A 20,466-nucleotide genomic window follows, 5' to 3' on the forward strand; every position below is an offset into this window, starting at 1 on the left:
ATGGATTTAAGAACATCATTTTTCGTAGCGCTTTTGTGGCTGCCTGTTGCTAACGCCGCAGAGCCCCGCCCACTAGAGGGGGATTATTACTTGTACGGCGCCATGGAAATGGCCGCCAGGCTGGTTCTTAAAAAGGACGGATCTTTTGCAGCAGCCGCTGCGTACGGGAGTGCCAACGGTGCTGCGAAGGGAACGTGGAGTATCGAGAGCAATAAGCTGAAGCTCACAAGTGAAGCCGACCCTCACGTAGCTAAAAAGCTAGTTTTCGAAATGCCCAGAACAAGAAACCTGGCTGAATTGGAGGAGAGTTATCGAATCCAGCACGGCAATTACGACGAGATCGATAACGACACGGCTAACTACGCCCAGACTCACTACATTTTGCAGATGCAGTACGACCGGCACCCAAAACCCCCAGCCATCGACCCCGTGTACCTTTATTTCGAGTTTTCCGAAGGCGCCGGGAGCCAGCAGTTATTGGAGTCAAATGAAACAACAGACCTTTGGCTGCCTTACGACCCACAAAGAACACTAACAAGAATAGGCTTCGGGACATCCCGCAATTCCGGCCCAATTCAATGGTTCGACGTTTCGCCGGATAGCCGCTGGTTTGGTATCGGCTGGAAAAAAGAGAAGAGCCAGCCAATCGCGTTCAGCCCGCGTAAAGAAAAGGTGCTGGCCGAAATTCAACGTGATCTGAACGATGACGAACAAGGTCGTATTCTGAAGAATTACCTCATCACGGTTTATCACTTCGATCCAATCAGCACGCCAGCCATATCGCCTGTCGATGTGTACTGGAGGTTTGACGATGGTTCTACCGAGCAACAGGTGTGGGCGGATTCGAAGCAAGAGAGATTATCCCTGCCCTACTCCCCCACGAGAACCTTGGAGAAGATCGGCTTGCACACTCAAGGCTCAAAGGATGAAATCGAGTGGCTTGATACGCTGCCTGATATGAGATGGATGCGTGTGGATTGGAAGGATTACGCCGTGCCCGCCAATGGTGAGTTGTCCCTTCTGTTTAAGGACCTGCGTCTCTCCATCGAGCCTGATTGCCTCGCGGTAGATTTTGGCAACGGCAAAGAGTGCTTTCGCCGTCGTTAACATTCTCGGTCTGGTGAAGATTTTCAGGATGTTCAGGTGTTGCTTCTCTGCGACTTAAACACCGATCGACACCGCCTGTTTAAAACGCCTCAAGGTTACGTCCTGCAAGCTACAACACCTTGCGCCGTTGCCTACGGCTACGCCAGAATCCGCCGGCTTGTGCGCCTTTTGGCCGGCCGGTAACTTGATTCCTGTCACTGATCGTCAGTGGACGGGTTTAGTCGCCCGCTGGTAATTGAAATTGCACAAGCTTCCGTCAGACAGGTATCTCCTTCCTGTATTTGATGGTGGCTGTGCGCAGGGCACCTTCGGGTGCGCCGGCTTCTTCAATTCCCCGGTCCGACTAACCTGCGTACAGCCGCCACCCCTTTGTTTAGTCGGCGAAGTGGTGTCAGCATCACTTATGGAATTGAGATCATGTTCAAGGTAACTCCAAATCCGCCGGACACCGATCCGGTATCTCCTTACGAAAGCCCTGATTCAAAAAAACTCAACGACGCCGCCGAGCGCGCCCTCGACCATCACTTCCCGCCAGCCGAACAGAAACCACCGAAACGCAACGGCCAACTCTTCAGCGTCTGCCCGGACATCAATACTGATGCGCTGCTTGCCAACGCTTCGGAAGACTCACGGTCCATCAGCGCCATCGCCGCCGAACTCGCCGACGATGTGAACGGCCCACAACGCTCCATAGCCTTGGCGCTCAGCCGCATGGCCGATGGCGTGCATTTGTTGGTAGAACGGGCGCTGGATGACCTCGATGAGCCGGAAATGGCGGCGATTCTCGCCAGAAAACACCCCCGAGCCAGTTGATCCGCAATCCATAAAAAATGGGCACCCGATTCAATCGGTGTGCCCATTTTTCAATACGGTTCTCTCCGTATTTCAGGGAGTTCGCCGCAATTATGGATTAACGCTGTCTTTCAACGATTTGCCCGGCTTGAACGCAACGGTGTTGCTGGCCTTGATTTTGACGGGCTCACCGGTTTGCGGGTTTTTGCCGGTGCGGGCACCGCGGTGGCGTTGCAGGAAGGTACCGAAGCCCACCAGCGTGACGCTGTCTTTGCGGTGCAGAGCGCCGGTGATTTCTTCGAGAACGGCGTTGAGAACGCGGTTGGCCTGCTCTTTGGTGAGGTCTGCTTTTTCAGCAATTGCAGCGGCGAGTTCTGGTTTACGCATATTAGTGAAGCCCCTTTGACGGTTTTTTGTTGTTATGTCCGTGCTGCTCTCTGTGGAGCAGCGCCCAAAGCGCCGCAGGTGCTCTACTCTGCGGCAGACGGGAGTGAGAATGGCACGCACAGAAGAGCCGCGCCAGTCTCGGCGCGACCTTTGTAGGGGCAAAAGCGGGGTGATTCCGACAGAACGACCGGTATTTACGCCAGCAGCGCCGGAAGCTCTTTGTTGAGGGCCAGTTTTTCCATCACCGCCGCGCCTGTCAGGGCATAACCGAGCAGTTTTCCGCTGGCATCGCGACACAATGCTTTGATGTCCGCGCCCTGCCCTTCGACGGTCCAGACACCCTCGGCGCCGCGGGGTGGCGGCGAAACCACCAACGGGCAGACCGGGGTTTTCACGGTAATCGGCATTGGGCCGTAACTCACGGCAGTGGGGTTGCCGGCGAGGGTTTGCGCCAGCGCTCTCGCACAGCTCATGAGGGGCATGACGTACAACAGATTCAGCCCATCGACCTCGGCGCAGTCGCCCAGCGCGTAGATATTGGCGTGAGAGGTTTTCAGGTGACGGTCGACCACCACGCCGCGATTGACCTGCACTCCGGCGGCAGCCGCCAGATCGATACGAGGGCGCAGGCCAATGGCCGAGACCACCACGTCACAAGGAATCACCTGACCATCGGACAGATGCGCTTCCAGACCGTCCGCAACGCGCTGCAAGCGGTTGAGCACCGGCCCAAGGTGGAAACGCGCGCCCAGGCTTTCCAGCCCGGCCTGAACCGCAGCGGCTGCCGCCGGGTGCAGCAGGGTCGGCATGACTTGCTCGCACGGTGCAACCAGTTGCACCTCGTAGCCGCCGAGGATCAAGTCGTTGGCGAATTCACAGCCGATCAGGCCGGCACCGAGCAACAACACCCGGCGTTTGCCCGCCGCGGCGGCACGAAAGCGTGCGTAATCTTCCAGGTCGTTAATCGGGAAAACCGCATCCGCCCCGTCGCCTTCGATCGGCACCCGCACGGTTTCCGCGCCCCAGGCCAGGATCAGGTCGCGATAGATCACCGATTCCTCGCCGATCCACAGGCGTTTGTGGCCCGGATCGATGCCGCTGATGCGCGTGTGGGTACGCACTTCGGCCTTCAATTGCTCGGCCATGGCACCCGGCTCGGCCATGCTCAGGCCGTCGGCGTCTTTGTTCTTGCCGAAACCGGTGGAGAGCATCGGCTTGGAGTAGGAGCGTCCATCATCGGCAGTAATCAACAGCAGCGGGGTTTCGCCATCGAGCTTGCGAAACTCCCGGGCCAGGTTGTAGCCAGCCAGGCCGGTGCCGACGATCACGACAGGTGCGTTCATTCCTTACTCCTCTAAAAGTCTTAGTTGATTTCGATCATTTCGAAATCCATCTTGCCGACGCCGCAGTCCGGGCACAGCCAGTCTTCCGGTACGTCTTGCCACAGCGTGCCCGGCGCAATGCCGTCGTCCGGCCAGCCGTCGGCTTCGTTATAGATCAGGCCGCAGACCACACATTGCCACTTTTTCATTCAGGTATTTCCTCAGGATTCAGGCTTGTTGCCGGCACGAACGGTCGCCAGGTTGAGCGATGCCGTCCGGCTCAGGGGCGTTTTGTACTGATCGGGCCCGGTAGATGCAAGCGTGTTCGGCGTAACGGCGGCCCGGATCAATCAAAATCACTGGCTGACATGGTAAGCTCGCCGCCTCATTTGCTGCCAATAATGACTCACTGTGCCGCACTCAAAATCCTCCTCCGCAACCCCGCTGTGGCTCCCTCAAAGCCAACTGACGCCCCTCCCCGACACGTCTACCCTCGAATGGCTGTTCGACGAAGGCTCCCTGACCCGACGCCTGATCCGCTTGTCGAATGACGGCTTCAGCGTCGCGCCGCTGTTTGAAGGCTGGCAACCGCTGCGCGCCGACGAATGTGCCGCGCTGGAGCTGGAAGAAGGCAGTGAAGGCTGGGTGCGCGAGGTGTATCTGCGCGGTCACGGTGAAGCCTGGGTGTTTGCCCGCAGCGTGGCGGCGCGTAGTGCGTTGCAGGGCGATGGATTGCATATGGACGAACTGGGCAGCCGATCGCTGGGCGAACTGCTGTTTTGCGATCACGCGTTCCAGCGTCGCGCCATCGAGGTTTGTCACTATCCTCAGGAATGGCTGCCGCTGGAGTCCCGGGCCCCTGAACTGTGGGGCCGGCGCTCGCGGTTCGACCGTGGCACCTTGAGCGTGCTGGTGGCCGAGATCTTCTTGCCGACCTTGTGGCTCGCCACCCGCGCCCACCCGGAGAACTGCTGATGTACCAGAGCCTGCTCAAGTCCCTGAACCGCGTGAACCCTCGGGCCTGGGATTTCATTCAACTGACCCGCATGGACAAGCCGATCGGCATTTATTTGCTGCTGTGGCCAACGTTGTGGGCACTCTGGATTGCCGGTGAAGGTTCGCCTTCGTTGGCCAATATCGTGATTTTCGTGCTCGGCGTGGTACTGACCCGCGCCGGTGGTTGTGTGATCAACGATTGGGCCGATCGCAAGGTCGATGGCCACGTGAAACGCACCGAGCAGCGGCCGCTGGTGAGCGGCAAGATCAGCTCGAAAGAAGCCCTGGTGTTCTTCGCGGTGCTGATGGGCGTGAGCTTTTTGCTGGTGCTATGCACCAATGCGAAGACGGTCTGGTTATCGCTGGGTGGTTTGGCGCTGGCCTTCAGCTACCCGTTCATGAAGCGCTACACCTATTACCCGCAAGTAGTGCTGGGCGCAGCGTTCTCCTGGGGCATGCCGATGGCGTTCACCGCCGAAACCGGTGAACTGCCGGCCGCCGCGTGGCTGCTGTGGATTGCCAACCTGCTGTGGACCGTGGGCTACGACACTTATTACGCGATGACCGACCGCGACGACGACTTGAAGATCGGGGTGAAATCTACAGCGATTCTGTTTGGGGATGCGGACCGGGCGATCATCCTGACCTTGCAGGGTTTGGCGCTGGGCTGCCTGTTGCTGGCCGGGTCGAAATTCGAGCTCGGTGGCTGGTTTCACCTCGGGCTACTGGCGGCGGCGGGCTGTTTTGCGTGGGAGTTCTGGTACACCCGCGGCAAGGACCGGATGCGCTGCTTCAAGGCGTTTTTGCACAACCACTGGGCCGGGTTGGCGATTTTTGTGGGGATTGTGCTGGATTACGGATTGCGCTGAGGCGGATGACGCCTTCGCGGGCAAGCCTCGCTCCTACAGGGAGCGAGGCTGCGGACACTGAGTTCGTTACATCTTCGGCCCCTGGAGGATGTGCCACTTGTCCATCTTCTTGTCGCCCGTCATGTCTCCTGGCTTCTTGTCTTGAACGAAGTAGTACAGCGGCTTGCCGTCGAAGGCCCACTGCATCGTGCCGTCGTCACGCTTGATGATGGTCCACTTGCCTTCATCCTTGTCAGTCGCCTTGGCCATCAATGGCGGCCAGTTCTCTGCGCACTTGCCGGTGCACGCCGACTTGCCGCCCGTGTCGTTGTCGAAGGTGTACAACGTCATGCCTTTGTGGTCGACCAACATGCCGTCTTTAACCATGCCAGGGTCTTCAGCGAAGGCCATTGTCGGCAGCGTCAGCGCAACGGTAACCAGCAGAGCCTTCCAGGATTGAGCAATGTGATTCATGGAAACCTTCCTTTTGTGGTTGTCAGGATTCGGACTTAGAGCTTAGTTCAGGATCACGACAATCGCAGGGCGGCTAAAATACTGTCACACGACTGCAATAATTCCGTTATCTAATGCGGCGCAAGACAGTTAAATGACAAGAGGATTAACGCATGGTTGGCAGGAGCATTCTGATCGTCGACGACGAAGCGCCCATTCGCGAAATGATCGCCGTTGCGTTGGAAATGGCCGGCTATGACTGCCTGGAGGCGGAAAACTCCCAGCAGGCCCATGCCATCATCGTCGACCGCAAGCCGGACCTGATCCTGCTCGACTGGATGCTGCCCGGCACATCCGGCATCGAGCTGGCCCGTCGCCTCAAGCGCGATGAGCTGACCGGGGACATCCCGATCATCATGCTCACCGCCAAGGGCGAAGAGGACAACAAGATCCAGGGCCTGGAAGTCGGCGCTGACGATTACATCACCAAGCCGTTTTCCCCCCGTGAGCTGGTGGCGCGCCTCAAAGCCGTACTGCGCCGTGCCGGCCCTACCGATGGCGAGGCGCCGATCGAAGTCGGCGGCCTGCTGCTCGACCCGATCAGCCACCGCGTGACCATCGACGGCAAACCCGCCGAAATGGGCCCGACCGAATACCGTCTGCTGCAGTTTTTCATGACTCACCAGGAACGCGCCTACACCCGTGGCCAGTTGCTGGATCAGGTCTGGGGCGGCAATGTGTATGTCGAAGAACGTACCGTCGACGTGCACATCCGTCGTCTGCGCAAAGCCCTCGGTGATGCCTACGAGAATCTGGTACAAACCGTGCGCGGCACCGGTTACCGCTTTTCGACCAAAGCCTGACCAAGACCTTTCCCGCCCGACAAGCTGACAAGGACGCGTGTTCAATTGAACCAAAACTGGCATGGCACCCTGATTCGCCACATGTTGTTGCTGGTGACCGGCTGTTTGGTGATCGGCCTGATTACCGGCTACTACGGCTGGAGCCTCGCCGCGGGCCTGGGCCTTTACCTGGCCTGGACCCTCAAGCAACTGCTGCGTCTGCACGAATGGCTGCGGCTGCACAAACCCGATGAAGCACCGCCCGACGGCTATGGTTTGTGGGGCGAAGTGTTCGACAGCATCTACCACCTGCAACGTCGTGACCAACGCGTACGCGGACGCCTGCAAGCGGTTATCGATCGAGTCCAGGAATCCACCGCCGCGCTGAAAGACGCCGTCATCATGCTCGACAGCGAGGGCAACCTGGAATGGTGGAACCGCGCCGCCGAAACCCTGCTCGGCCTCAAGACGCCGCAAGACAGCGGTCAGCCGGTCACCAACCTGGTACGCCATCCGCGCTTCAAGGAATATTTCGAGCAGGACAGCTACGCCGAACCGCTGGAAATCCCGTCACCGATCAACGATCGCCTGCGCATTCAGCTGTACATCACTCGCTACGGCAATAACGAACACCTGATGCTGGTGCGCGACGTGACGCGCATCCATCAGTTGGAACAGATGCGCAAAGACTTCATTGCCAACGTGTCCCACGAATTGCGCACACCGCTGACGGTGATCTGCGGCTACCTGGAAACCCTGCTCGACAATGTCGAGGAAGTGAACCCGCGTTGGACCCGTGCCCTGCAGCAAATGCAGCAGCAAGGCGGGCGCATGCAGACCTTGCTCAATGACTTGCTGTTGCTGGCCAAACTGGAAGCCACCGATTACCCGTCGGACAACCAGCCCGTGGCCATCGACGGCCTGCTGCAATCGATCACCAGCGATGCCCAGCAGCTGTCCGGCCAGAAAAACCAGCGCATTACCCTGGAAGCCGACCCGACGATTCTGCTCAAGGGCAGCGAAGCCGAGTTGCGCAGCGCGTTTTCCAATCTGGTGTTCAACGCGGTGAAATACACCCCGGCCGAAGGCAATATCCGCATTCGCTGGTGGGGTGATGAGCAAGGTGCACACCTGAGCGTGCAAGACTCCGGAATCGGCATCGACAGCAAACACCTGCCGCGCCTGACCGAACGTTTCTACCGCGTCGACTCCAGCCGCAACTCCAACACCGGCGGCACCGGGCTGGGCTTGGCGATCGTCAAACACGTACTGTTACGCCATCGTGCACGGATGGAAATCAGCAGTGTGCCGGGGCATGGCAGCACGTTTACCTGCCATTTCGCGCCTGCCCAAGTCACCAAATCGCGGGTCATCAGCACCGCCGACTGATACCGGCCAGCACTCGCCACTAGGCAATCGCCCGGTCAGCCGCTACATTGGCTGACTTGTGCCTGCCCTTCAGGCACCGCATTTCCCCCTTTTTTGAATACACGGAACCCGCAAAACTCCATCATGGACCCATCCCCTGGCTTGACCCTCGCGACACTCTTCGCCGATTTCGGCATGATTCTTTTTGCTCTGATCCTGGTTTTGCTCAACGGCTTTTTCGTTGCGGCGGAATTCGCCATGGTCAAATTGCGCTCGACCCGGGTCGAGGCCATCGCTGAAAAAAACGGCTGGCGCGGACACATCCTGCGCACCGTTCACAGTCAGCTCGATGCGTACCTCTCGGCGTGCCAATTGGGTATCACCCTTGCCTCCCTGGGCCTTGGCTGGGTCGGTGAACCGGCGTTCGCGCACATCCTCGAACCGGTGCTGAGCGCCGTTGGCGTCGAGTCCGCCGAAGTGGTCAAAGGCGTGTCGTTCTTCACCGCGTTCTTTATCATTTCGTACCTGCACATCGTCGTCGGTGAGCTGGCCCCGAAATCCTGGGCCATTCGCAAACCCGAGTTGCTGTCGCTGTGGACCGCGGTGCCGCTGTACCTGTTCTACTGGGCCATGTACCCGGCGATCTACCTGCTCAACGCCAGCGCCAACACGATCCTGCGGATCGCCGGCCAGGGTGAACCCGGCCCCCATCACGAGCACCATTACAGCCGTGAAGAACTTAAACTGATCCTGCACTCCAGCCGTGGCCAGGACCCGAGCGACCAAGGCATGCGTGTGTTGGCTTCCGCCGTGGAAATGGGCGAGCTGGAAGTGGTCGACTGGGCCAACTCCCGGGAAGACTTGGTGACGCTGGAGTTCAACGCGCCGCTCAAGGAAATCCTGGCGATGTTCCGTCGCCACAAATTCAGCCGTTATCCGGTGTACGACAGCGATACTCAGGAATTCGTCGGCCTGCTGCACATCAAGGACCTGCTGCTCGAACTGGCGGCCCTGGACCACATTCCCGAGTCGTTCAACCTCGCCGAACTGACCCGGCCGCTGGAGCGCGTGTCGCGGCACATGCCGTTGTCGCAGCTGCTGGAGCAGTTCCGCAAGGGTGGTTCGCACTTCGCCCTGGTGGAAGAAGCCGATGGCAACATCATCGGCTACCTGACCATGGAAGACGTGCTTGAGGTGCTGGTCGGCGACATTCAGGACGAACACCGCAAGGCCGAGCGCGGCATCCTCGCCTACCAGCCGGGCAAGCTGCTGGTACGGGGCGATACACCGCTGTTCAAGGTCGAACGCCTGCTGGGCATCGACCTGGACCACATCGAAGCCGAAACCCTCGCCGGGCTGATCTACGAAACCCTGAAACGGGTGCCGGAAGAGGAAGAAGTGCTGGAAGTCGAAGGCTTGCGGATCATCATCAAGAAGATGAAAGGGCCGAAGATTATTTTGGCCAAGGTGTTGATGCTGGATTGATTCAGGCCGGTGTCGCCCCTTTCGCGGGCAAGCCTCGCTCCTACAGGAATGACTCATCCCGTAGGAGCGAGGCTTGCCCGCGAAGGCGTCAGACCAGACAACACATCACTGCTTGCCGAGCGCAAAGTTCGGCAGGCTGCCGACCGGTTGATTGAACTGGTACGGAATCGACACCAGCCCCAACCCCGTATTGCGCTGCACCACGAAGTGCAAATGCGGCCCGCTGCTGTTGCCGGTATTGCCCGACAGTGCCAGCGCACTCCCCACCGCGACCCGTTGCCCTTCGCGAACGCCCACCGAACCTTGCTTGAGGTGAAGGTACACGCCCATGGTGCCGTCATCGTGCAGCACCCGCACGAAATTGCCCGACGGATCAGTGCCGCGCCCGGTCTGGGCATTCTCGGTTTTCACCACCACCCCGCCACGCGCGGCAATGATCGGCGTGCCTTCGGGCATGGCGATGTCCATGGCGTAGCGGTTCTTCGCGCCGAAATGGCTGTACTGGCCGTTGTTGCCCTGACTCAAGCGAAACGGCCCACCACGCCAGGGCAACGGATACCGATAGGCCATGGCGGCCCCTGAAGGGTCGCCCAGGGAATATTCGAACCTTGGGGTATACGCCAGCGGCCTTCCGGCCTTCGTCGCCGTGAGCAGCGCCAGACGGATGTTGCTGCGCGCCGGCATCACCCGGCGGATCGGCCGGCTCGGCGCGCCGCTGACATTCTGCAGCCCGGTAAAACTCAGCTCGATCTCGACCGGTGCGTACAGGTCGTTGCGCACGAACACCCTGTCCACGCCCTTCTGCTTTTTGATATCGAGGTACACCTGGCGCTCAAGGTGCTCGACCATGCGATCTCGAAAAACGAACACCTGGGAGCCTTTGCTGGGGCGGTCGCTGTAGGAGACCACGCCATTAGCGTCTTTGGACTTGTAGATCGTCATGGCCACCGCCGAGGTGGCGGCCATGAAGAGACCACAGAAAAACAGCAAGCGCGCGAGCATGGGCAAGAGTCTGTCGAGTAAGGCCTGGGGAGGAGCCTAGCAGCTGCAATGGACCCGGGTAGTCGGCAGATGTTTCAAAATGGGCAGCGAAGGGGATGTGCGGTGAATTTGAGGGCCCCATCGCTAGCAGGGCTAGCTCCCACAGGGGAACGCATTCCAATGTGGGAGCTAGCCTGCTAGCGATGACGGACTGTCAGGCGACGAAGATTACGCGCCTGGAACGAAGTGCTTCTGCGCCGTACCACGAGCAATCAGGCGGGAGATGTAGTCGAGCTTCTGCGCATCCTGATCCACAAAGCGGAAGGTCAGTTGCAGCCAGTCGCTGTCGGGTTTCGGTTCAAACGCGACGATGGCGTGCAAGTAGCCATTGAGGCGGGCGACTTCAGCGTTCTCACCCTGCTCCAGGTCAAGCACCGCGCTGTCGAGGACTTGCGGCAGTGTGTCGGTGCGCTTCACCACCAGCAGCGCTTCCTTGATGCTCAAGGCTTTGATCACGCATTGCTGAATGCCGCTAGGCAAACGCAGCTGGCCTTGACCCCGACCGCTGGACGGTGCGGAAGCAGGGACCGGCGCCTTGACCGGCGGGCTGTTGAGCAAACCGCGCGACGGTGCCGCCGCCGGTGTCGGAGCCGCTACCACGGCAGCCTTGCCACCGGTCAATGCGCTCAGGGAGTCGTTGCCGAAAGCCGAGTTCATTTTGGTCGGCGCACCGCTCATCAAGGCGTCGAGCTTGCCGACCTTGTTCAGCGCCTGCTTGACCTTGGTCAGCAGTTGTTCGTTGGTGAAGGGCTTGCTGACGTAGCCGGAAACGCCGGCCTGAATCGCCTGGACCACGTTCTCCTTGTCGCCACGGCTGGTCACCATCACGAAAGGCATAGTCTTGAGGTTGTCCTGCTCGCGGCACCAGGTCAGCAGTTCCAGGCCGGACATTTCCGGCATCTCCCAGTCGCATAGCACCAGGTCGAACGCTTCCTTGGCCAGCATGGCCTGGGCCTTTTTGCCGTTAATGGCATCTTCGGTCCGGATACCCGGGAAGTAGTTACGCAGGCACTTCTTTACCAGGTCACGAATGAACGCCGCATCGTCCACCACCAACACACTGATCTTGCTCATCCACCACCCCTCGAAAAAATCCCGGCAAGCATACCGTTTTGCTGATGGCACATTGCCAAAAACCTTCAGTCACGCCGGGACTTTTCGTTCGCGGGTGCTGCTGTTGAAGTCGAAAACCACACAAAAAAACGCCCGGCCAAAGGACCGGGCGTTTTTCTTGGGCAGTCTTACTTATCGTCAGCTTTGCCCGGAACATTAGCGGTTTCGCCACTTGTGCCTTCAACTTCTTCTTTCATGCGCTTGAGGCCCAGGTGACGCACGTCCGTGCCGCGCACCAGGTAAATCACCAGTTCCGAGATATTGCGCGCGTGGTCGCCGATCCGCTCAAGCGAACGCAGCACCCAGATAATGCTCAAGACCCGCGAGATAGAGCGCGGGTCTTCCATCATGTAGGTCGCCAGCTCACGCAGCGCGGTCTTGTATTCGCGGTCGATGATCTTGTCGTACTGAGCCACCGACAACGCCAGGTCGGCGTCGAAACGGGCAAAGGCGTCCAGCGCATCGCGGACCATGTTGCGCACCTGGTCACCGATGTGGCGAACCTCGACGTAACCGCGCGGCGCCTCGCCTTCTTCGCACAGCTGAATGGCGCGGCGGGCGATCTTGGTTGCTTCGTCTCCGATGCGCTCCAGGTCGATCACCGACTTGGAAATGCTGATGATCAGACGCAAGTCGGATGCGGCCGGCTGACGGCGGGCCAGAATGCGCAGGCATTCTTCGTCGATGTTGCGTTCCATCTGGTTGATCTGGTCGTCGATCTCGCGAACCTGCTGGGCCAGGCCGGAGTCGGCCTCGATCAGCGCGGTCACCGCGTCATTGACCTGCTTTTCCACCAGACCGCCCATGGCCAGGAGGTGGCTGCGAACTTCCTCCAGCTCAGCGTTGAACTGCGCGGAGATGTGATGGGTAAGGCCTTCTTTACTAATCATGTTGGCGTCCTTGGAGCGTCCGGTAAGGTGCGGTGGACCGCAGCGTCAGTTCAGTGAGCAACTACAGCGTCCTAGCCGTATCGACCGGTGATGTAGTCCTCGGTCTGCTTCTTGGCCGGATTGGTGAACAGGGTATCGGTGTCACCGAATTCCACCAGTTTGCCCATGTACATGAACGCCGTGTAATCGGAAACCCGCGCGGCCTGTTGCATGTTGTGGGTCACGATGACGATGGTGAATTTCGATTTCAATTCGTAGATCAGTTCTTCTACTTTCAACGTCGAGATCGGGTCGAGTGCCGAGCACGGTTCGTCGAGCAGCAGCACTTCCGGCTCTACGGCGATGGTGCGGGCGATCACCAGACGTTGCTGCTGACCACCGGACAGGCCGAGTGCCGACTCGTGCAGACGGTCTTTGACTTCGTCCCACAGCGCCGCGCCTTTCAACGCCCACTCGACCGCTTCGTCGAGGACGCGCTTCTTGTTGATGCCCTGGATGCGCAGGCCGTAAACCACGTTCTCGTAAATGGTTTTCGGGAACGGGTTCGGCTTCTGGAACACCATGCCGACGCGACGACGCAGCTCGGCCACGTCTTCGCCCTTGCGGTAGATGTTGTGGCCGTACAGGTTGATTTCACCTTCTACGCGGCAGCCGTCGACCAGGTCGTTCATGCGGTTGAAGGTACGCAGTAGCGTGGACTTGCCGCAGCCGGACGGACCGATGAAGGCGGTCACGCGCTGTTTCGGGATGTTCAGGCTGACGTCGTACAGCGCTTGTTTGTCGCCGTAGAACAGGTTCAGGCCCGGCACTTCGATGGCCACGGTTTCCTGTTCAAGGCTCAGGCTCTGTTTGTCGCGGCCCAGGGCAGACATGTTGATGCCGTGGGTATGTGCTTCGTGCTGCATGGGAGGCTCCCTGTGCTAACAAATTCGGTTCGGTTTTTGTGGGAGCCAGCCTGCTGGCGATTCAGGCAACGCGGTCAGTCTGTAAACCGCGGTGATGCCATCGCCAGCAGGCTGGCTCCCACATAAGAAATCAGCTATCCAGCGCTTTGTATTTCTCGCGCAGGTGGTTCCGGATGTAGACCGCCGACAAGTTCAACGTGGCGATCACCAGCACCAGCAGCAGCGCCGTGGCGTACACCAGCGGTCGTGCGGCTTCGACGTTCGGGCTCTGGAAGCCGACGTCATAGATGTGGAAACCCAAGTGCATGATCTTCTGGTCCAGGTGAAGGTACGGGTAGTTGCCATCCAGTGGCAGCGACGGCGCCAGTTTCACCACACCCACCAGCATCAGCGGCGCCACTTCACCGGCGGCGCGCGCCACGGCGAGGATCATCCCGGTCATCATCGCCGGGCTGGCCATCGGCAGCACGATCTTCCACAAGGTTTCAGCCTTGGTCGCGCCGAGGGCCAACGAGCCTTCACGCACGGTGCGAGGAATCCGCGCCAGGCCTTCTTCGGTGGCCACGATCACCACCGGCACTGCCAGCAGCGCCAGGGTCAGGGACGCCCAGAGCAGGCCCGGCGTACCGAAGGTCGGTGCCGGCAATGCTTCAGGGAAGAACAAGCGGTCAACCGAGCCACCGAGTACATAAACGAAGAAGCCCAGACCGAACACGCCGTAAACGATGGCCGGAACGCCCGCCAGGTTGTTCACCGCGATACGGATAATCCGGGTCAGTGCGTTCTGCTTGGCGTATTCACGCAGGTAAACTGCCGCCAGTACGCCGAATGGCGTCACGATCATCGCCATGATCAGGGTCATCATCACGGTGCCGAAAATCGCCGGGAAGATCCCGCCTTCGGTGTTCGCCTCACGCGGATCATCGCTGAGGAATTCCCAGACCTTGCTGAAGTAGAAGCCGATCTTGGTAAAGGTGCCCATGGCGTTCGGCTGATAGGCGCGAACCACTTTGCCGATGTCGATCACGATCTCTTTGCCGTTCGCATCGCGGGCCGTCAGGCTGTCGCGGTTGAACTGGGCGTGCAGGTCGTTCAGGCGCGCCTCAATGTCCTGATACCGCGCGTTCAGCTCGGCGCGCTCGGATTCCATGTCCGCTTGCGCGGTGGCATCGAGCTTGCCCGCCAGTTCCAGTTTGCGACCGTGCAGACGCACGCGTTCGAGACCGGCGTTGATCGCGCCGATGTCGACCTTTTCCAGGGTCTTGAGCTGCGCCGCGAGCTGGTTCACGCGCGCGACACGCTCCTGCAATTCCGGCCATGCGGCTTCGCCTTCCGCGATGACCTTGCCTTCCTGTTTGACGTTGACCAGGTAGCCGTAGAAGTTGCCCCACTCGCGACGCTCGATGGCCATGAGTTCTGGCGGGGTCTTCTGGTTAGTCAGCCACTCGCCGACGATCCAGGTGAAGTCGTTACCGTTCAAGTCACGGTTGCCGACCTTGATCAGCTCGCGGGTCATGAACTCCGGACCCTGATCGGGCACCGGCAGGCCAGCGCTTTTCAGGCGCTCGCGCGGCACTTCTTCTTTCTGCACCACTTCGCCGATGACGAGGTGGTTGGCCTGGCCCGGCACGTCGTAACTGGCGTGCACCAGGTCTGCCGGCCAGAAGTGGCCCAGACCGCGCACGGCAATCACCGCCAGCAAGCCAATGGTCATGATGACCGCGATGGACACCGCGCCACCGCTGATCCAGACGCCTGGGGCGCCGCTCTTGAACCATCCATTCAGGGAGTTCTGTTTCACAGACTTCTACCTTTCTTAAAGCGACGAGTATTTCTTGCGCAGACGCTGACGAATCAGTTCTGCGAGGGTGTTCATGACGAAGGTGAACAGCAACAGCACCAGCGCCGAGAGGAACAGCACGCGGTAGTGGCTGCCGCCGACTTCCGATTCGGGCATTTCCACCGCGACGTTGGCGGCCAGCGTTCGCAGACCTTCGAACAGGTTCATTTCCATGACCGGGGTGTTACCGGTGGCCATCAGCACGATCATCGTTTCACCGACCGCACGGCCCATGCCGATCATCAGTGCCGAGAAGATGCCCGGGCTGGCGGTGAGGATCACCACGCGGGTCATGGTCTGCCACGGCGTAGCGCCGAGGGCCAGGGAACCGAGGGTCAGGCCGCGAGGCACACTGAACACGGCGTCTTCGGCGATGGAGTAGATGTTCGGGATCACCGCGAAGCCCATGGCCAGACCGACCACCAGAGCGTTGCGCTGGTCGTAGGTGATGCCCAGGTCGTGGGAGATCCACATGCGCATGTCGCCGCCGAAGAACCAGGTTTCCATGTAAGGGCTCATGTACAGCGAGAGCCAGCCCACAAACAGGATCACCGGAATCAGGATCGCGCTTTCCCAGCCGTCCGGCACTTTCAGACGGATAGACTCAGGCAGGCGACTGAAGACGAAACCCGCCACCAGAATGCCGATCGGCAGCAGCATCAGCAGGCTGAAAATGCCCGGCAAATGCCCTTCGACATAAGGTGCGAGGAACAGGCCGGCGAAGAAACCGAGGATCACCGTCGGCATCGCTTCCATCAACTCGATCACCGGCTTGACCTTGCGGCGCATGCCCGGAGCCATGAAATACGCGGTGTAGATCGCCGCAGCGACGGCCAGAGGCGCGGCCAGCAGCATGGCGTAGAACGCGGCTTTCAAGGTGCCGAAGGTCAGTGGCGACAGACTCAGCTTGGGTTCGAAGTCAGTGTTGGCGGCGGTCGATTGCCAGACGTATTTAGGCTCGTCGTAGTTCTCGTACCAGACCTTGCTCCACAGCGCGCTCCACGACACTTCCGGGTGCGGGTTGTCGAGCAGCAACGGTTGAATCTTGCCGCCCGCTTCGACGATCACGCGGTTGGCCCGTGGCGACAGGCCGAAGATGCCTTGGCCTTCGACCACCTGATCCACCAGCAAGGTGCGGTGGGCAGTGCTGTGGAACACGCCGAGCTTGCCGGAGGCGTCGAGGGCGATGAAGCCTTTGCGACGTTCTTCGGCGGAGATTTCAACGATCGGCGTGGTGCCCATCTGGAAGGTGCGGATCTGTTTCAGGCGCAACTCGCCATCCGGGTCACGGGCCATGAACCACTGGGCCAGGCCACCTTTGGAGTCGCCGAGGATCAGCGAGATGCCGCCCACCAATTGAGTACTGGCAGTGATTTCGGCATCGCCGTTTTCAAGCAGTTTGTAGCGACCGTTGAGGCTCTTGTCGCGCAGGCTGAACACGTCGGCCTGGGCGCGCCCGTTGATCACGTACAGCCATTGCTGACGCGGGTCGACGAAGATGTTCTTCACCGGTTCGGTCATCTGCGGCAGATCGATACGCTTCTGCTCGTTGGTCACTTCGCCGGTCATCATGTTTTCTTCGCTGGTCAGCGAGAGCACATTGAGTTGCGAACCGGTGGAGCCGACCAGCATCAGAGTGGTGTCGGTGGCGTTGAGGCTGACGTGTTCCAGCGCACCGCCCGCTTCGTTCAGCGCAATCGGGGTTTCGCCGTACGGGTATTCGACCGCTGGCGAGATGGTTTTCTTGCCATCCGGGTAGCTGACTTTATACGTATGACGGAACACCAGCGCCTGACCGTTGGACAAGCCGACCGCCACCAATGGGTGACCGGGCTGGTCTTCACCGATGGAGGTGACGGTAGTGCCGGCCGGAATCGGCAGATCGACGCGCTTGAGTTCGGCGCCACTGTCGATGTCGAAGAACAACGCCTGGCCCTTGTCGGAAACCCGCATGGCGACCTGGTTCTGCTCTTCCAGGGAGATCATCAGCGGCTTGCCGGCGTCTTGCATCCAGGCAGGCGTGATGGCGTCCTTGGCGGTCAAGTCGGCACCCTGGAACAGCGGCGCGACGACGTAGGCGAGGAAGAAAAAGATCAGCGTGATCGCGCCGAGAACGGCGAGGCCGCCCACGAGAACGTACCAGCGGGTCAGGCGATCCTTGAGCGCGCGGATGCGGCGCTTGCGTTGCAGCTCAGGCGTATTGAAATCAATTCGCTTGGGGGGATTAGTAGTCATGGTGGAATTGGCCAGATCATTCATGCGCACACCCTAGCGATCCTGTATGACAGAAAGATGACAATGCAGTGACGCAACAAATCCACCGGCAGCGGGAACTGGCAGTGGACCGGAAATTTGGGGGTATGTGGGAGCGGGCTGTGGCGAGGGGATTTACCCCCTCACCACAAGCCCGATCCCACATTGAACCCGGGGATTACCCCGGGCTCAGGGTTTTACTTTTTTGCGACTTCAGCGCCGCCTTCCTGCAGACCCAGGTCAGCCAGTGCTTTGGCAGCAACCTTGGCCGGCAGTGGGATGTAACCGTCTTTCACTACAACTTCCTGACCCTGTTTGGACAGAATCAGTTTCACGAACTCGGCTTCCAGCGGGGCCAGAGGCTTGTTCGGGGCTTTGTTGACGTAAACGTAGAGGAAACGCGACAGCGGGTACTTGCCGTTCAGGGCGTTTTCTTCGCTGTCTTCGATGAACTCGGTGCTGCCTTTCTTGGCCAGGGCCACCGTTTTCACGCTAGCGGTTTTGTAGCCGATACCCGAGTAACCAACACCGTTCAGCGAAGAGCTGATCGACTGCACGACCGAAGCCGAACCTGGTTGTTCGTTGACATTTGGCTTGTAGTCGCCTTTGCACAGGGCTTCTTCTTTGAAGTAGCCGTAGGTGCCGGATACCGAGTTACGACCGAACAGTTGAACCGGCTTGTTGGCCAGGTCGCCGGTCACACCCAGGTCGCCCCAGGTTTTCACGTCGGCTTTGGCGCCGCACAGACGAGTGGACGAGAAGATCGCGTCGACCTGTTCCATGGTCATATGCTGGATCGGGTTGTCCTTGTGCACGAACACTGCCAGGGCATCCACGGCAACCGGGATAGCGGTTGGCTTGTAGCCGTATTTGGTTTCGAAGGCTTGCAGCTCGTTGTCCTTCATCTTGCGGCTCATCGGGCCCAGGTTAGCGGTGCCTTCAGTCAGCGCAGGTGGCGCGGTCGAGGAACCGGCGGCCTGAATCTGGATGTTGACGTTCGGGTATTCTTTTTTGTAGTTCTCAGCCCACAGGGTCATGAGGTTGGCTAAGGTATCGGAGCCGACGCTGGACAGGTTGCCCGACACACCAGTGGTCTTGGTGTAGCTCGGGATAGCAGGGTCAACAGCGGCAACCGCGTTGGCAGTCGCAACGCCAGCAGCGACAAAAGTCATTGCCGCCATCAAACGCTTCAGTTTCATGCCTTACTCCTAGCAGATAGGGTGTGTTAAGTCGGGGCCAAGTATCAGCAGGCCGTGTGAACACTCTATGGCTGAAATATGACAATTGGATGAAAGGCCAGCATTCGGGTTTTTACAGGATGATTCATGCGCCCCAATCGCCAGCAGGCTAGCTCCCACATTGGAATGCATTTCAATGTGGGAGCTAGCCTGCTGGCGATTGGGGCCGGTTCAGCTACACACAATTTCGGGATCAGCGCCCCTTCTTCCAAAGATAAGCACCCACCAGAATCCCGACACCGCAAAGAATCGCCACGTAATACGACGGCCCCATCGGACTTTCCTTGAGCAAGAGGCTGACGATCATCGGCGTCAGGCCGCCAAAGATGGCGTAGGCGACGTTGTAAGAAAACGACAGACCACTGAAGCGCACCACGGGCGGGAAAGCTTTGACCATCACGTAGGGCACGGCGCCGATGGTGCCGACCAGAAGGCCAGTCAGGGCATACAGCGGGAACAGCCAGTCGGGATGCGCGGCCAGGCTGTGATAGAAGGTCCAGGAACTGAGCAACAGCGCCGCACAGCCGAACACGAAGACCCGCCCTGCGCCGAACCGGTCAGACAGTGCGCCGGCAATGATGCAGCCAAAGCTCAGGAACACGATTGCCAGGCTATTGGCTTGCAGCGCCGTGGTGGGCGAGAAGTGGTACACCGTCTGCAACACGGTTGGCGTCATCAGGATCAACACCACGATGGCGGCGGACAGCAGCCAGGTCAGCAGCATGGAAATCAGAATCGCACCGCGATGGTCACGCAGCACCGCGCGCAGCGGCACTTCTTCGGCCAGAGCCTTGCGCAATTGCAGCTCGGCGAACACCGGGGTCTCGTGCAACCAGCGGCGCAAGTAGACCGAGAACAAACCGAACACGCCGCCCAACAGGAACGGGATCCGCCAGGCGTAATCGGACACTTCAGCCGGGGTGTAAAAGCTGTTGATCGCGGTGGCGACCAATGAACCCAAGAGGATGCCAGCCGTCAGACCGCTCGTCAGGGTGCCGCAGGCATAACCGATATGACGCGCAGGCACGTGTTCGGAAACGAATACCCACGCGCCCGGCACTTCACCGCCAATCGCCGCGCCTTGAATCACCCGCATCAACAGCAACAGGATCGGCGCCCACATGCCGATCTGCGCATAGGTCGGCAGCAGGCCCATGATCAGGGTCGGTACCGCCATCATGAAGATGCTCAGGGTGAACATCTTCTTGCGACCCAACAGATCGCCGAAGTGCGCCATGACAATGCCGCCCAACGGACGAGCGAGGTAGCCGGCGGCGAAGATGCCGAACGTCTGCATCAGGCGCAGCCACTCGGGCATGTCCGCCGGGAAGAACAGTTTGCCCACCACCGTGGCGAAGAACACGAAGATGATGAAGTCGTAGAACTCCAGCGCACCGCCCAAGGCAGACAGCGATAACGTCTTGTAGTCGCTACGGGTCAACGGGCGTGCGGGCTGGGTCGGCTGCGCGATGCTAGAGGGCGCTGTGGTCATGGCAAGGGCTTCTCTTATAGTCGGATCTGCAACCCCAACAACGCTGGCTGAGGCTTGGGCAGGTCCGGCACGATAGCAAATTGTTCGAAAAAGC

Annotated in this window: 19 protein-coding genes; 7 read left to right on the plus strand and 12 right to left on the minus strand. The window is 59.7% G+C overall.

Translation table 11 applies throughout. The annotated features are described in order from the left end of the window. Positions 1-1,107: a hypothetical protein gene (locus ACA053_RS28870; RefSeq protein ID WP_497394226.1), complete on the plus strand. Its 1,107-nt coding sequence runs from the start codon at positions 1-3 to the stop codon at positions 1,105-1,107. Between the two features lie 417 nt (positions 1,108-1,524). Next, positions 1,525-1,920: a DUF6124 family protein gene (locus ACA053_RS28875; RefSeq protein WP_497394227.1), complete on the plus strand. Its 396-nt coding sequence runs from the start codon at positions 1,525-1,527 to the stop codon at positions 1,918-1,920. 90 nt (positions 1,921-2,010) lie between these two features. Here ACA053_RS28875 and ACA053_RS28880 read toward each other — a convergent pair whose 3' ends face one another. From ACA053_RS28880 to ACA053_RS28890, 3 genes are all read right to left on the minus strand, one after another. Then, the gene (locus ACA053_RS28880) at positions 2,011-2,286 is read right to left on the minus strand and encodes an HU family DNA-binding protein (protein ID WP_003213368.1); all 276 of its coding nucleotides are present in this window, start codon (positions 2,284-2,286) and stop codon (positions 2,011-2,013) included. A gap of 194 nt (positions 2,287-2,480) precedes the next feature. Beyond that, the gene (locus tag ACA053_RS28885) at positions 2,481-3,629 is read right to left on the minus strand and encodes an NAD(P)/FAD-dependent oxidoreductase (RefSeq protein ID WP_497394228.1); all 1,149 of its coding nucleotides are present in this window, start codon (positions 3,627-3,629) and stop codon (positions 2,481-2,483) included. 20 nt (positions 3,630-3,649) lie between these two features. Beyond that, positions 3,650-3,817, minus strand: a complete 168-nt coding sequence (locus ACA053_RS28890) for a rubredoxin (RefSeq protein ID WP_007954349.1) — start codon at positions 3,815-3,817, stop codon at positions 3,650-3,652. A gap of 202 nt (positions 3,818-4,019) precedes the next feature. Between ACA053_RS28890 and ACA053_RS28895 the strand changes: the two genes are divergently transcribed. Both ACA053_RS28895 and ubiA read left to right on the plus strand, forming a co-directional pair. Next, positions 4,020-4,583, plus strand: coding sequence for a chorismate--pyruvate lyase family protein (locus ACA053_RS28895; protein ID WP_497394229.1), 564 nt, complete (start codon positions 4,020-4,022; stop codon positions 4,581-4,583). Beyond that, on the plus strand, positions 4,583-5,473 hold the full coding sequence (ubiA, locus tag ACA053_RS28900; RefSeq protein WP_497394230.1) for a 4-hydroxybenzoate octaprenyltransferase: 891 nt from the start codon (positions 4,583-4,585) through the stop codon (positions 5,471-5,473). The genes ACA053_RS28895 and ubiA overlap by 1 nt, the downstream gene beginning before the upstream one ends. Before the next feature lie 66 nt (positions 5,474-5,539). Here ubiA and ACA053_RS28905 read toward each other — a convergent pair whose 3' ends face one another. Further along, positions 5,540-5,926 (minus strand): COG4315 family predicted lipoprotein, encoded by a 387-nt coding sequence (locus ACA053_RS28905; RefSeq protein WP_497394231.1) that lies wholly within the window; start codon positions 5,924-5,926, stop codon positions 5,540-5,542. A 152-nt stretch (positions 5,927-6,078) separates the two neighbouring features. Here ACA053_RS28905 and phoB point away from each other — a divergent pair, with 152 nt between their 5' ends. The 3 genes from phoB to ACA053_RS28920 all read left to right on the plus strand — a co-directional run bounded on the left by phoB (position 6,079) and on the right by ACA053_RS28920 (position 9,600). Next, positions 6,079-6,768 (plus strand): phosphate regulon transcriptional regulator PhoB, encoded by a 690-nt coding sequence (phoB, locus tag ACA053_RS28910; RefSeq protein WP_007896474.1) that lies wholly within the window; start codon positions 6,079-6,081, stop codon positions 6,766-6,768. An 81-nt stretch (positions 6,769-6,849) separates the two neighbouring features. After that, complete coding sequence (gene phoR, locus ACA053_RS28915; protein ID WP_256597535.1) at positions 6,850-8,136, plus strand: phosphate regulon sensor histidine kinase PhoR; 1,287 nt, start codon at positions 6,850-6,852, stop codon at positions 8,134-8,136. A gap of 123 nt (positions 8,137-8,259) precedes the next feature. After that, positions 8,260-9,600 carry a hemolysin family protein gene (locus ACA053_RS28920; RefSeq protein WP_109626795.1) on the plus strand — a complete coding sequence of 447 codons (1,341 nt, stop codon included), beginning with the start codon at positions 8,260-8,262 and terminating at the stop codon, positions 9,598-9,600. Positions 9,601-9,705: 105 nt separating this feature from the next. Here ACA053_RS28920 and ACA053_RS28925 read toward each other — a convergent pair whose 3' ends face one another. The 8 genes from ACA053_RS28925 to ACA053_RS28960 all read right to left on the minus strand — a co-directional run bounded on the left by ACA053_RS28925 (position 9,706) and on the right by ACA053_RS28960 (position 20,372). After that, on the minus strand, positions 9,706-10,602 hold the full coding sequence (locus ACA053_RS28925) for a peptidoglycan DD-metalloendopeptidase family protein (protein ID WP_109626799.1): 897 nt from the start codon (positions 10,600-10,602) through the stop codon (positions 9,706-9,708). 207 nt (positions 10,603-10,809) lie between these two features. Next, positions 10,810-11,715: a response regulator gene (locus tag ACA053_RS28930; protein WP_109626801.1), complete on the minus strand. Its 906-nt coding sequence runs from the start codon at positions 11,713-11,715 to the stop codon at positions 10,810-10,812. A gap of 167 nt (positions 11,716-11,882) precedes the next feature. Then, complete coding sequence (gene phoU, locus ACA053_RS28935) at positions 11,883-12,644, minus strand: phosphate signaling complex protein PhoU (protein WP_008150055.1); 762 nt, start codon at positions 12,642-12,644, stop codon at positions 11,883-11,885. 71 nt (positions 12,645-12,715) lie between these two features. Further along, positions 12,716-13,549, minus strand: a complete 834-nt coding sequence (pstB, locus tag ACA053_RS28940; protein WP_010465315.1) for a phosphate ABC transporter ATP-binding protein PstB — start codon at positions 13,547-13,549, stop codon at positions 12,716-12,718. Between the two features lie 130 nt (positions 13,550-13,679). Next, positions 13,680-15,350, minus strand: a complete 1,671-nt coding sequence (gene pstA, locus ACA053_RS28945; RefSeq protein ID WP_109626802.1) for a phosphate ABC transporter permease PstA — start codon at positions 15,348-15,350, stop codon at positions 13,680-13,682. Between the two features lie 15 nt (positions 15,351-15,365). After that, positions 15,366-17,399, minus strand: coding sequence for an ABC transporter permease subunit (locus ACA053_RS28950; protein ID WP_178082331.1), 2,034 nt, complete (start codon positions 17,397-17,399; stop codon positions 15,366-15,368). Positions 17,400-17,839: 440 nt separating this feature from the next. After that, positions 17,840-18,841: a phosphate ABC transporter substrate-binding protein PstS family protein gene (locus ACA053_RS28955; protein ID WP_109626806.1), complete on the minus strand. Its 1,002-nt coding sequence runs from the start codon at positions 18,839-18,841 to the stop codon at positions 17,840-17,842. Between the two features lie 232 nt (positions 18,842-19,073). Beyond that, positions 19,074-20,372, minus strand: coding sequence for an MFS transporter (locus ACA053_RS28960; protein WP_497394232.1), 1,299 nt, complete (start codon positions 20,370-20,372; stop codon positions 19,074-19,076). Positions 20,373-20,466: the final 94 nt, after the last annotated feature.

The organism is Pseudomonas sp. LBUM1672, from assembly GCF_059695655.1.

What these genes read in the sequence shown, in the direction of transcription:
- ACA053_RS28870 (WP_497394226.1), top strand. Translation starts at nt 1, where the DNA reads ATGGATTTAAGAACATCATTTTTCGTAGCGCTTTTGTGGCTGCCTGTT.
- ACA053_RS28875 (WP_497394227.1), top strand. Translation starts at nt 1,525, where the DNA reads ATGTTCAAGGTAACTCCAAATCCGCCGGACACCGATCCGGTATCTCCT.
- ACA053_RS28880 (WP_003213368.1), bottom strand. Translation starts at nt 2,286, where the DNA reads ATGCGTAAACCAGAACTCGCCGCTGCAATTGCTGAAAAAGCAGACCTC.
- ACA053_RS28885 (WP_497394228.1), bottom strand. Translation starts at nt 3,629, where the DNA reads ATGAACGCACCTGTCGTGATCGTCGGCACCGGCCTGGCTGGCTACAAC.
- ACA053_RS28890 (WP_007954349.1), bottom strand. Translation starts at nt 3,817, where the DNA reads ATGAAAAAGTGGCAATGTGTGGTCTGCGGCCTGATCTATAACGAAGCC.
- ubiA (WP_497394230.1), top strand. Translation starts at nt 4,583, where the DNA reads ATGTACCAGAGCCTGCTCAAGTCCCTGAACCGCGTGAACCCTCGGGCC.
- ACA053_RS28905 (WP_497394231.1), bottom strand. Translation starts at nt 5,926, where the DNA reads ATGAATCACATTGCTCAATCCTGGAAGGCTCTGCTGGTTACCGTTGCG.
- phoB (WP_007896474.1), top strand. Translation starts at nt 6,079, where the DNA reads ATGGTTGGCAGGAGCATTCTGATCGTCGACGACGAAGCGCCCATTCGC.
- phoR (WP_256597535.1), top strand. Translation starts at nt 6,850, where the DNA reads ATGTTGTTGCTGGTGACCGGCTGTTTGGTGATCGGCCTGATTACCGGC.
- ACA053_RS28920 (WP_109626795.1), top strand. Translation starts at nt 8,260, where the DNA reads ATGGACCCATCCCCTGGCTTGACCCTCGCGACACTCTTCGCCGATTTC.
- ACA053_RS28925 (WP_109626799.1), bottom strand. Translation starts at nt 10,602, where the DNA reads ATGCTCGCGCGCTTGCTGTTTTTCTGTGGTCTCTTCATGGCCGCCACC.
- ACA053_RS28930 (WP_109626801.1), bottom strand. Translation starts at nt 11,715, where the DNA reads ATGAGCAAGATCAGTGTGTTGGTGGTGGACGATGCGGCGTTCATTCGT.
- phoU (WP_008150055.1), bottom strand. Translation starts at nt 12,644, where the DNA reads ATGATTAGTAAAGAAGGCCTTACCCATCACATCTCCGCGCAGTTCAAC.
- pstB (WP_010465315.1), bottom strand. Translation starts at nt 13,549, where the DNA reads ATGCAGCACGAAGCACATACCCACGGCATCAACATGTCTGCCCTGGGC.
- ACA053_RS28950 (WP_178082331.1), bottom strand. Translation starts at nt 17,399, where the DNA reads ATGCAAGACGCCGGCAAGCCGCTGATGATCTCCCTGGAAGAGCAGAAC.
- ACA053_RS28955 (WP_109626806.1), bottom strand. Translation starts at nt 18,841, where the DNA reads ATGAAACTGAAGCGTTTGATGGCGGCAATGACTTTTGTCGCTGCTGGC.
- ACA053_RS28960 (WP_497394232.1), bottom strand. Translation starts at nt 20,372, where the DNA reads ATGACCACAGCGCCCTCTAGCATCGCGCAGCCGACCCAGCCCGCACGC.